This window comes from Pseudohaliea rubra DSM 19751 (assembly GCF_000764025.1).
Taxonomy (GTDB): domain Bacteria; phylum Pseudomonadota; class Gammaproteobacteria; order Pseudomonadales; family Halieaceae; genus Pseudohaliea; species Pseudohaliea rubra.
Window position 1 is genome coordinate 23,108 of the sequence record NZ_KN234777.1, and the last position, 10,494, is coordinate 33,601.

At 66.5% G+C, this 10,494-nt stretch carries 8 protein-coding genes and 1 pseudogene; 4 read left to right on the forward strand and 5 right to left on the reverse strand.

What is annotated here, in order from left to right; genetic code table 11:
• The first annotated feature begins 5 nt into the window (after positions 1-5).
• Both mfd and HRUBRA_RS11415 read left to right on the forward strand, forming a co-directional pair.
• The gene (mfd, locus tag HRUBRA_RS11410; RefSeq protein ID WP_035517313.1) at positions 6-3,467 is read left to right on the forward strand and encodes a transcription-repair coupling factor; all 3,462 of its coding nucleotides are present in this window, start codon (positions 6-8) and stop codon (positions 3,465-3,467) included.
• Between the two features lie 16 nt (positions 3,468-3,483).
• Entirely contained in the window at positions 3,484-4,650 is a 1,167-nt protein-coding gene (locus HRUBRA_RS11415) for a CsiV family protein (protein WP_161787612.1), read from the forward strand.
• Here the strand turns inward: HRUBRA_RS11415 and HRUBRA_RS11420 are convergent.
• Entirely contained in the window at positions 4,628-5,374 is a 747-nt protein-coding gene (locus tag HRUBRA_RS11420) for an S-methyl-5'-thioinosine phosphorylase (protein ID WP_035517317.1), read from the reverse strand. The genes HRUBRA_RS11415 and HRUBRA_RS11420 overlap by 23 nt on opposite strands.
• A gap of 235 nt (positions 5,375-5,609) precedes the next feature.
• Here HRUBRA_RS11420 and HRUBRA_RS11425 point away from each other — a divergent pair, with 235 nt between their 5' ends.
• On the forward strand, positions 5,610-5,924 hold the full coding sequence (locus HRUBRA_RS11425; protein WP_035517319.1) for a DUF6763 family protein: 315 nt from the start codon (positions 5,610-5,612) through the stop codon (positions 5,922-5,924).
• A 74-nt stretch (positions 5,925-5,998) separates the two neighbouring features.
• Entirely contained in the window at positions 5,999-6,601 is a 603-nt protein-coding gene (lexA, locus tag HRUBRA_RS11430) for a transcriptional repressor LexA (protein WP_035517322.1), read from the forward strand.
• Between the two features lie 50 nt (positions 6,602-6,651).
• Here lexA and HRUBRA_RS11435 read toward each other — a convergent pair whose 3' ends face one another.
• The 4 genes and pseudogenes from HRUBRA_RS11435 to HRUBRA_RS15435 form a co-directional block, all read right to left on the reverse strand.
• A complete protein-coding gene (locus tag HRUBRA_RS11435; RefSeq protein WP_035517325.1) occupies positions 6,652-6,906 on the reverse strand; it encodes a hypothetical protein in 255 nt (84 codons plus the stop codon).
• Positions 6,907-6,974: 68 nt separating this feature from the next.
• Complete coding sequence (locus HRUBRA_RS11440; RefSeq protein WP_052094754.1) at positions 6,975-7,442, reverse strand: DUF6586 family protein; 468 nt, start codon at positions 7,440-7,442, stop codon at positions 6,975-6,977.
• 4 nt (positions 7,443-7,446) lie between these two features.
• Complete coding sequence (gene topA, locus HRUBRA_RS11445; protein ID WP_035517327.1) at positions 7,447-10,155, reverse strand: type I DNA topoisomerase; 2,709 nt, start codon at positions 10,153-10,155, stop codon at positions 7,447-7,449.
• An 86-nt stretch (positions 10,156-10,241) separates the two neighbouring features.
• A pseudogene (locus HRUBRA_RS15435) lies at positions 10,242-10,494 on the reverse strand (hypothetical protein); the annotation flags it as partial.

A 10,494-nucleotide genomic window follows, 5' to 3' on the forward strand; every position in this document is an offset into this window, starting at 1 on the left:
TTCTCATGTTCAGAGATAAACTCCTGGCAACGCCCTGGCCCGCCAGGGCCGGCACCCGCACCGCTATCGGCCCCTTCCCGGGCAGCGCCGCCAGCGCCTGTATCGCCGAGCTCGCCGACGACAGCCGGCTGCTGCTGGTCGTAGCCGAGGACACGCAGGCCGCTCTGGCGCTGGAACGGGAGCTGCCCTTTTTCGTGACACCGGGCACAGAAGTGCTCGCGCTCCCCGACTGGGAAACGCTGCCCTACGATCATTTTTCGCCGCACCAGGACATCGTGTCGGAGCGCCTGGAGACACTCTATCGACTGCCGTCCCTCGCGACCGGCATCCTTATCGTGCCCATCGCCACGCTCATGCACCGGTTGCCACCGCGTGACTATGTGCTCGGCGCCAGCCTTCTGCTGGAGTTGGGGAGCGCCCTCGACGTAGACCGCTTTCGCCGCCGCCTGGAGCGCAGCGGCTACCGGCACGTAGAGACGGTATACGAACATGGGGAATTCGCCCTCCGGGGCGCCCTGGTAGACATCTTTCCCATGGGCTCGCCGCTGCCCTACCGCATCGACCTCCTCGACGAGGAAGTGGACACCCTGCGCACCTTTGACCCCGAGACGCAGCGCACCGTCGACCGCATGGACGCCGTACGTCTGCTGCCCGCCCGCGAGTTTCCCCTGACGCGGGAAGCGATCAGCTGCTTCCAGCAGCAGTGGTATGAGCAGTTCGAGGGCGACCCGGATCAGAGCACGGTATTCACAGAAGTCAGTGCAGGCCGGGTCCCCGGGGGCTGCGAATATTATCTGCCGCTGTTCTTCGAGCACTGCGAGACGCTTTTCGAGTACCTGCCGGACGATACAGCCGTAATAACCGTCGGCCGCCACTACGAGGCAGCGCAGCGCTTCTGGGGCGAAATCACCGAGCGCCACAGCGAGTACGGCATCGACCTGAGACGGCCGCTGCTGCCACCCCCGGCGGGTTTTCTGCCGGTCGAGGAGCTCTACGGACAGCTCAAGGGCCACGCGGTGCTCGAGCTGCGCCTCGACAGCGACGCGCCGGTTCATGTCGACAGCGCCGTCCTCGAACCGCCGCGCAGCGAAGACGACAGCCGCACGGAGCTCCCGTCGCGGCTGACCGCCCTGACCGAGGGCCACAGCGGCCCCGTGCTCCTCTGCGCCGAATCGGCCGGACGACGGGAAGTGCTGCTCGAGGCCCTCGCCGCCAATGGCCTGGCCCCGGTTGCCGTCGATAGCTGGCCGGCCTTCCTCGCTGACCCCGTCCCGCTGGCCATCGCCGTCGCCCCCATCGATCGTGGCCTTTACCTCGGCCCCGGGGCTCCGATGCTGCTCTGCGAGGCGCAACTTTACGGTACCCGCGTCGCTCAGCGCCGGCGGCGCAAGCGGGAGGCAGCCGTCGATCCCGATGCGGTCTTCCGGGACCTCAACGAGCTGCGCCCGGGCGCGCCGGTCGTGCATCTGGAGCACGGCGTAGGCCGCTACGTTGGCCTCAGCAATCTCGCCGTGGACGGCGCCGACGCCGAGTTCCTGACCCTGGAGTACGCCGACGGAGCACGCCTTTACGTGCCGGTAGCGGCCCTGCACCTGATCAGCCGGTACTCCGGCAGCGAACCGGAGCTCGCGCCGCTTCACCGGCTGGGCTCCGGCCAGTGGGAGCGAGCCCGACGCAAAGCCAGCGAGAAGGCCTCAGATGTGGCGGCGCAGCTGCTTGAGGTTTACGCCCGCCGTGAGGCCCGGGCGGGCTTTGCCTTTGGCTGCCCGCGGGAGGACTACGAGCGCTTCGCCGCGGCCTTCCCTTTCGAGGAAACGCCGGACCAGGAGGCCGCTATCGCCGCCGTACTGTCGGACATGGAAAGCGAACGCGTCATGGACCGGCTGGTCTGCGGCGACGTCGGGTTCGGCAAGACCGAAGTCGCCATGCGCGCGGCCTTTGTCGCCGTAGCCGCTGGCAAGCAGGTGGCCATGCTGGTACCCACCACCCTCCTCGCCCAGCAGCACCACAGCTCCCTCGCCGATCGCTTCGCCGACTGGCCTCACCGGGTAGAAGTGCTGTCGCGCTTCCGCACCGCCACCGAGGTGCGCCAGATCGGCGAACGTATGGCCGCCGGCGAGATCGATATTCTTGTCGGCACCCACAAGCTGCTGCAGAGCGACTTCCGTTTCAAGGATCTGGGCCTGCTCATTATCGATGAGGAACACCGCTTCGGCGTGAAACAGAAGGAGGCCATCAAGGCGCTGCGGGCGCAGGTGGACATCCTCACGCTCACCGCAACACCGATTCCGCGCACCCTCAACATGGCCCTCGGCGGCATGCGGGACCTGTCGATCATTGCCACGCCGCCGGCCCGCCGCCTGTCCATCAAGACCTTCGTGCGCGAGCAGAGCGCCGCCCTCGTCAAGGAGGCGGTGCTCCGGGAGACGCTGCGCGGGGGTCAGGTGTTCTACCTGCACAACGAGGTGCGGACCATCGAAGAGACCGCGCGCAAGCTACGGGAACTGCTGCCCGATCTGTCCATCGCCGTCGCCCATGGTCAGCTGCGGGAAACGGAACTGGAGCGGGTGATGGCGGATTTCTATCACAAGCGCGCCCATGTGCTCGTCTGCACCACGATCATCGAGACAGGGATCGACATTCCCAACGCCAACACCATTATTCTGGAGCGCGCGGACCGCTTCGGCCTCGCCCAACTGCACCAGCTCCGTGGTCGCGTGGGCCGTTCACACCATCAGGCCTACGCCTACCTGCTCTGTCCCCCGCGCTCGGCGATGACCGCCGACGCCGCCAAGCGACTCGACGCCATTGAGGCTGCCGGTGATCTCGGCGCCGGCTACCAGCTCGCCACCCACGATCTGGAGATCCGCGGCGCCGGTGAACTGCTCGGCGACGAGCAGAGTGGCCAGATCCAGAGCGTGGGTTTCGGCATGTACCTGGAGATGCTGCAGCGCGCCGTGGCTGCGCTGCGCCGGGGCGAGATTCCGGATCTGGACGCCCCGCTGTCGGCGGGCACGGAGATCAATCTGCATGTGCCGGCCCTCATCCCCGAAGATTACCTGCCGGACACCAACACGCGGCTCGTTCTCTACAAGCGCATCGCCGCCGCGGGGGCCGAGGCCGCCCTGCGCGACCTCCAGGTCGAAATGATCGACCGTTTCGGCTTGCTGCCGGCGCCGGTGAAGCAACTCTTTATCATCGCCCGGCTGCGGATCGCAGCCGAGCCGTTGGGGATCAGCAGCCTTGAGCTCGGCCCCGAGGGTGGTACCATCGAGTTCCGGGAGTCCACCACCATCGATCCCATGAGTCTTGTTACCCTGGTACAGGGCGATCCCGCGGGCTACCAGCTGGCCGGCGCCACACGCCTTCGCATCCGCGCCGCGCTGCCAGAGCCCACGCAACGCGTCACCCTGGCGGAGCAGCTCTTCGATCGTTTTGCCGCCGGCGTCAATGCGCCCGCAGCCTGAAGGCTTTATAGCCTGCGTGCTGGCCGCCCTCTTCGCGCTGCCTGTCCTCGCCCTGGAGGAAGAAGAGGAAGCCCCCCCCTGGTACCGCGTGGAGCTGCTTGTCTTCCGCCATACCGACCCGGGCGCGCTGAGCACCGAGGCCTGGCCTGTCTACCCCGCTGTCGCCTATCCGGAGCGCTATCGCTTCCTGGTCGACCGCGCGCTCGCAGACCGTCGCCTGGCCGCACACCCCGGTGCCGACAGCCGGATCGATGAGCGCGGCCGGCAGCAGCTGCGCCTGGCGCCACCGCAGTTGGCGCCGGACCCGAATGAACCGCCACCGGTCGTGCCCGACTTCGTCGCGCTCCTGCCCCTTGAGCCCGCGCGGCCCGATGGCCATGTGGGCGCAGTACTGCCCCTGGAGCCCACGGCTCTGAACGCGCCCCCGGACCCGAACGCCCCGCCGCCACTACCGCCGGCCTTCACCACCCTCGACAGGCGCGCGCTGCCCGCGGGCCGCCTGACCCGCGACGGCGCCTACGAGGTACTCTGGCATGAAGCCTGGCTGCAGCCGCTAGCCGACAAAAGCGAGGCAGTGCCGCTGCTCCTCGACCGCTCCGGGGATCCGGACCAGGTGCCCTGGCCGAGGCTGCAGGGCAGCGTGCGTCTCTATCTGTCACGGTACCTGCACCTGGAGACAGCCCTCTGGTTGAACACAAAAGGCAGCTATCTTCCCGAGGGCTGGCGGGCAGAGCCGCCCCCACTGGCGCCCGCTTCCCTTGTTCTCGAAGCGGCACTACTGCCCCAGCGCGACCCGGCCCGGGCACTCCTCGCCGGAGAGCCATGGCGGCCCGATGCCCGCCTTGCCGATGGCGCCCTCGCCTCGGATGAGTCCTCGACGTCCGGGCCGGCTGCCAGCATCAGTGGCAGCGACGATACAGTGGACGCATCGTTGCCGCAGGACCCGAACGAAGCAGATCCGGGATGGCCCTGGCGCCACAGCATCGTCCTTGAGGCGCAGCGGCGCATGCGCAGCAACGAAACGCATTACATCGACCACCCGGTCTTCGGAGTGGTGGTCCGTATCGAACCGCTGGCGCCACAGGAAAAAGACAGCCTCGGCGAGGCCCTTGCCCGGCCGGACTGGGATACGCGGCACGGGCGCGCAGCAGCGCCGCCCGCTACACTCGCCGACGAGCCGTAAGGAAGGCGCGTAGCAACGCGGCGGCAGAACCCGCTTCGCGGGCAAGGACATCGCCCATGGCCTCGAGCGTCAGAGGCTCGTTGTCCAGCCCCGGCGCTGCATTGACCACCATACACAGGGAGGCATAGGGCAGCCCGAGCTCTCGGGCCAGGGCGGCCTCCGGCATGCCGGTCATGCCGACAAGGTCGCAGCCGTCGCGCCGAAGCCGCTGTATCTCCGCGGCCGTCTCCAGCCGCGGGCCCTGGGTGACGCCGAGAACCCCCCCGTCGCGACACGCAATGGCGGACTCCTGCGCGGCCATAAGCAATGCCCGCCGCAGCGCGGGATCATAGGGTTCGGTGAAATCGACATGCCGGATCGGGACCGCACCGCCCTCATCCACCGTGTGCTCCCGTCCCCAGGTGTAGTCGATGAGTTGGTCCGGCACCACCAGCGTGCCCGGTTCGCAGGCCTCGTGGATACCGCCCACCGCATTGATCGCCACTACCGCCGCAGCACCGAGTTCGCGCAGCGCCCAGAGGTTCGCGCGGTAGTTGATGCGGTGGGGTGGGAGCGACCGCGGCTTGCCGTGGCGCTGAAGGAATAGCACGGGAACACCGTCGATAGCGCCAACCTCGATCGCTCCCGACGGTGCGCCGAAGGGAGTCTCCAGCTGCTGCTCTCGGGTCGCCGACAGCCCCGCCAGCTGGTCGATCCCTGTGCCCCCGATAACCGCAACACTCATTGAACGCCCTCCACGGAATTAGACATTTTTAGCATGACGCTGGGACAAACCACGGCGCTTCTCCTATAAGAAGACCCGCCTGCCCGCCCCGGATGAACGACAGCCTGTTGATTTTAAACAGGAAATTGGTCGTCGGGGTTCACACTACCGATGGCGCGGACCGCGCCAGGCCACCGGCGCAGGTCATGGACAGCCGCGCCGCAGCTGCTAACTTTCTGGCAGGAGGGACCATAGCATGACTCTGGAAAGACCGGCCATCGGCCAGTGGTACAAGGAAGCGGAGAGCGCTGCCCTCTTTGAGGTGGTAGCCATCGACGCGCACAGCAGCGCCATCGAGGTCCAGTACCTCGATGGCGAAATCGCCGAATTCGATACAGAGAGCTGGGGCGAGCTGATACTGTTCCCCGCGGCGGAGCCGGAAGACTGGCGCTCGCCCTATGAGCTCAGTGACGAGGACGGCATCGACCCGGACCAGCCGCTGCACCCCGACTGGGGGAACCCGGTCAACAACATCGAGCCCGATAGCCTCTGGGAGCGGGAAGACTACTGACCGCAGCGGGCGGCTTGCAGGACGCGCAGCACTGTATATAATTCCAGTGGTGTACGCATGCACAGGATCGCCCCATGGCCAAACTTACCGCTCGCCAGCAACAGGTCCTGGACCTGATCCGGCGTCACATCGATGAAACGGGTTATCCCCCAACCCGCGCCGACATCGCCCGGGAGCTTGGCTTCCGCTCCGCCAACGCTGCGGAAGAGCACCTCAAAGCCCTCGCCCGCAAGGGCGCCATCGAGATCATCCCGGGCGCCTCCCGCGGGATCCGGTTGCCCGAGGAACGGGGGATACCCATCGTCGGCCGCGTGGCCGCGGGCAGCCCGGTGCTGGCCGAGGCGCACATTGAGGACTACTGCGAACTGCCTGCGGCCTTTTTCCGCCCGGCAGCCGACTATTTCCTCCGGGTCACCGGGGACAGCATGGTGGGCATCGGTATCTGCGATGGCGACCTGCTCGCCGTGCACAGCACGCCGGTAGCTAACGATGGCGATGTAGTCGTGGCGCGCCTTGACGATGAGGTTACTGTGAAGCGCCTCCGTCGCGGACGGGAACGTCACCAGCTGCAGCTGCTGCCGGAGAACCCCGCCTACGCGCCCATCGAAGTCGATCTGCGGGAGCAGGCCTGCATTATTGAGGGGTTGAGCGTGGGGGTGGTTCGACGCGGCACCTAGCCCCACCCCACCTCAGCGGACAGGCCGCCGCGGGGGGTCGCGCCGGCGGGTCAGTGCAGAACCCGCGGCGTTTCATGACCGACTTCTTCCTCGATCTCCACCTCGGCCTGGTCCGTCAATTGGGCCGTGGCCTGGATCCCCGCCTGGATCATGGCTTTAGCCACTTCCAGGCAGTGCTCCATCACGTACATGCGCGACTCATCGGAAAACTGGATGCGCAGGAGCGGCGGGGCATCTTCCCCGGCGCGTTGCAGCACGACTTCTCCGTTCCCCAGATCGACGATCTCCAGCAGGGATGTGGACACTCGGCTGACCTCGTTTCCGCAGTATGTCAGAGGATGGTAACAGCGTCCCGGAGGCGGGCCAACACGCCTCAGCTTTCCTCCAGGGAATCGTTCATGCGCGAGAGCGTCGCCAGCAGCTCCCGGTACCAGCGCCGGGCATCTGCAGAGTCAGGCATTGCCCGCTCCGCCGTGATCAAATTCCCCGGCATCCGCGACCGGGTCGGCAGCGAGGCAGGCAGCGGCGCCAGCAGCTCGGCAAGCCACCCCTCCGCCTCAAGCTGGGCAAACTCGCGCACCTCCGAAGGCATCGCCTTGCCGGCCGGCGGCTCCGGCAGCTCGCCGCAACGCCGTGGGGGCGGTCCGGCGGGATCACCGGTAGGATCGAGAACGGCCAGCAGGTACCAGCCATAGGCAGCAATGAGCTGCTCGCGTACCCCTGGGGCATGGGCCGCATCGAGGACTGCTGCCGGCGCGGCACCGGCCGCGCGCTGAGACTCCCAGCCATCGATGAGCAGTCGTGCCAGGTACAGGTGGTGGTTGGCTCGGCCCCGGGACATGGGCTCAGCGGCTCTCCGCCCGGGCGCTGCTTTTTGCCTTGGCCTTGCGCTTCGGCGCCGCCTTTCGCGCACCGCCGGCGCTGGCCGCCTCGATCTGCCAACGGCCATCGCGGTAAAGGGCCTTCCAGCCGGTGGCCTTGCCGTCGTTCTCAGTCATCACATACTGCTCGCGGCTCTTGCGGCTATAGCGGACCTGGCTTCGGTTGCCGGCATCATCCTCCGCAGGCGCCTCTAGGATGTAGCCATACTTGGGGTCGATCTCGTTCCGATGCGGGAGCAATTCGTCGACGAATGGGGCCCGGGTCTCCCGGTTGCGCGGAAACTGGCTGGCAGCCAGAAACAGCCCGGCGGCGCCGTCGCGCAATACATAGTGGTCCTCGACCTTCTCGCAGGCCAGCTCCGGCATGGGCACCGGGTCCATCTTTGGCGGTGCCGCCTCACCGCTGCGGAGCAGTTTCCGGGTATTCTTGCAGCCTTCCGCAGTGCAGCCGAAGTACTTGCCGAAGCGGCCGGTCTTGAGCTGCATCTCGGCCCCGCACTTGTCGCATTCGATCACCGGACCGTCATAGCCCTTGATCTTGAAGCGCCCCTCCTCCACCTCGAAACCCGGGCAGTCCGGGTTGTTGCCGCAGACGTGCAGCTTACGCTTCTCGTCGATGAGATAGCTGTCCATGGCCGTATTGCATAGCTTGCAGCGGTGCTTGCTGCGCAGGAGCCGGGACTCGGCCTCTTCATCCGCATCTTCACGAATGGCCTCATCGCCCGGGATGAGGTTGATGGTGTTCTTGCAGCGCTCCTTCGGCGGCAGCGCATAACCGGAGCAGCCCAGGAAAACGCCGGTGCTCGCCGTGCGGATCTGCATGGGCCGCCCGCATTTGTCGCAGGGAATGTCGGTCATCGTCGGTTCGTTGGGCTGCATACCCTCGGGCCGGGGCTGTTCCGCCCGCTCGAGGCGCGCGCGGAAATCAGCGTAGAACCGGTCCAGGAGCTCGCGCCAGTCCATGGCGCCCTCGGCGATCTCGTCGAGTTGTTCCTCCATCGTCGCCGTGAAGTTGTAATCAAGCAGATCGGCGAAGCTCTCCTGCAGCCGGTGTGTGACGATGTCGCCCATTTTCTCGGCGTAGAAGCGCTTATTCTCCAGGCGCACGTAGCCGCGGTCCTGGATCGTCGAGATGATCGAAGCATAGGTCGAGGGCCGGCCGATACCGCGCTTTTCCAGCTCGCGCACCAGGCTCGCCTCACCGTAGCGCGGCGGCGGGGTGGTGAAGTGCTGGGACGGCTCCAGCTTCAGAAGATCTAGGATATCGCCCTCGGCAACGTCAGGCAGTACCGTATCTTCGCCCTTGCGCCCGCCAGGCGGAAGCACACGGGTATAGCCGTCAAAGCGGATGATGCGACCGCGGGCGGCAAGTTCGTAGTCGGCCGCAGCGACAGTGATTGTTGTCGAGATGTACTCTGCCGGCGTCATCTGACTCGCCACGAACTGGCGCCAGATGAGTTCGTAGAGCCGCTCGGCGTCACGCTCCATGCCCGAGAGCATCGCCTGGGTCACGTTCACGTCCGACGGTCGGATCGCTTCGTGGGCCTCCTGAGCCCCCTCCTTAGAGGCGTATTCCCGGGGCTTCTCGGGCAGATAGCCGGCGGCAAAATTCGCGCTCAGATAATCCCGGCAGCTCGCCACAGCATCCTTGCTGAGGTTCGTGGAATCCGTCCGCATGTAAGTGATGTAGCCCGCCTCATAGAGGCGCTGGGCCAGGGTCATGGTCTTCTTCACGCTGAAGCCAAGCCGCGTGCTCGCAGACTGCTGCAGCGTCGAGGTGATGAACGGCGCCGGCGGGTTCGACCGCGTCGGCTTGTCCTCCCGGGTCTTGACCTGATAGCCCGCCCCGAGGAGAACATCGCGGGCTGCCATGGCATCCGCCTCGTTGGTCGGTCGGAACTTCTCGCCCCGGTACCGGCGCACCTCGAAGCGCGCCGGCTCCGCATTCTTCGCCCCGAGGTCGGCGTGGATCTCCCAGAACTCCTCCGGCACGAAAGCCCGGATCTCCCGCTCCCGTTCGACAATCAGGCGCACCGCTACCGACTGCACGCGGCCAGCGGAGAGGCCCCGGGCCACCTTCGACCAGAGCAGCGGTGACACCATATAGCCCACAACACGGTCGAGAAAACGTCGGGCCTGCTGTGCATTCACCCGGTTGGTATCGAGCTGTGAAGGACGCTCAAAGGCCTCGCGGATAGCGTTCTTCGTGATCTCGTTGAACACCACACGCTGGTAGCGGCTGTCATCACCACCGATCGCTTCGCGCAGGTGCCAGGCGATGGCCTCCCCCTCGCGGTCAAGGTCAGTGGCGAGATAAATGGCATCGGACTTTTCCGCCAGCTTCTTCAGCTCGCTGACCACCTTTTCTTTCCCCGGGAGGATCTCATAGCGAGCCTTCCAGCCGTGCTCCGGGTCGATGCCCATGCGCCGTACGAGCTGCTCCCGATTCTTCTTCTTTTTATGGAGTTCCTTGTCTTCCGGCGACATTTTGCGGGTTCGCGCCGCCTGCGCCGCCCGCTCCTTAGGGTCAACGGAAGACTGCTTGCCGCCACCGGAGGTCGGTAGATCACGGATATGGCCCACGCTGGATTTGACGACAAAATCCGGCCCGAGGTACTTGTTGATGGTCTTGGCCTTGGCAGGCGACTCGACAATGACGAGAGACTTTCCCATGGTAGTCCGCTGTTACCTCAACGTGGGCGGCCGACCGGTTGGGTCGCCGCAAAGGGGGGCATATATAAAGGCCACTGCTTCGAGGGTCAAGGGACATCCCCCCGTGGCGTTCCATCCTCGGCGTCCCGCCAGGCCCTGAGTGCATCGGCGATCGCCGCCACTGCTTCGGGCCCGGCGGCCTCCTGCCAGTAGACCCCGCAACCGGCCTCGTCGATGCTCAAAGCCAGCACCCAGCCAGGGAGCGAAGCCACCGCCCCCGGCGGCGGACCGCCGCCATCGCCGGCGCGCCAGCCGTCCGCCTCACGCCACCAGACCCGGGGCCTGCGCTCCACGCCCCGG

Excerpts from the sequence above, each read along its gene's own strand:
- mfd (WP_035517313.1), top strand. The coding sequence starts at position 6 with ATGTTCAGAGATAAACTCCTGGCAACGCCCTGGCCCGCCAGGGCCGGC.
- HRUBRA_RS11420 (WP_035517317.1), bottom strand. The coding sequence starts at position 5,374 with ATGAGTGTTGCGGTTATCGGGGGCACAGGGATCGACCAGCTGGCGGGG.
- HRUBRA_RS11425 (WP_035517319.1), top strand. The coding sequence starts at position 5,610 with ATGACTCTGGAAAGACCGGCCATCGGCCAGTGGTACAAGGAAGCGGAG.
- lexA (WP_035517322.1), top strand. The coding sequence starts at position 5,999 with ATGGCCAAACTTACCGCTCGCCAGCAACAGGTCCTGGACCTGATCCGG.
- HRUBRA_RS11440 (WP_052094754.1), bottom strand. The coding sequence starts at position 7,442 with ATGTCCCGGGGCCGAGCCAACCACCACCTGTACCTGGCACGACTGCTC.
- topA (WP_035517327.1), bottom strand. The coding sequence starts at position 10,155 with ATGGGAAAGTCTCTCGTCATTGTCGAGTCGCCTGCCAAGGCCAAGACC.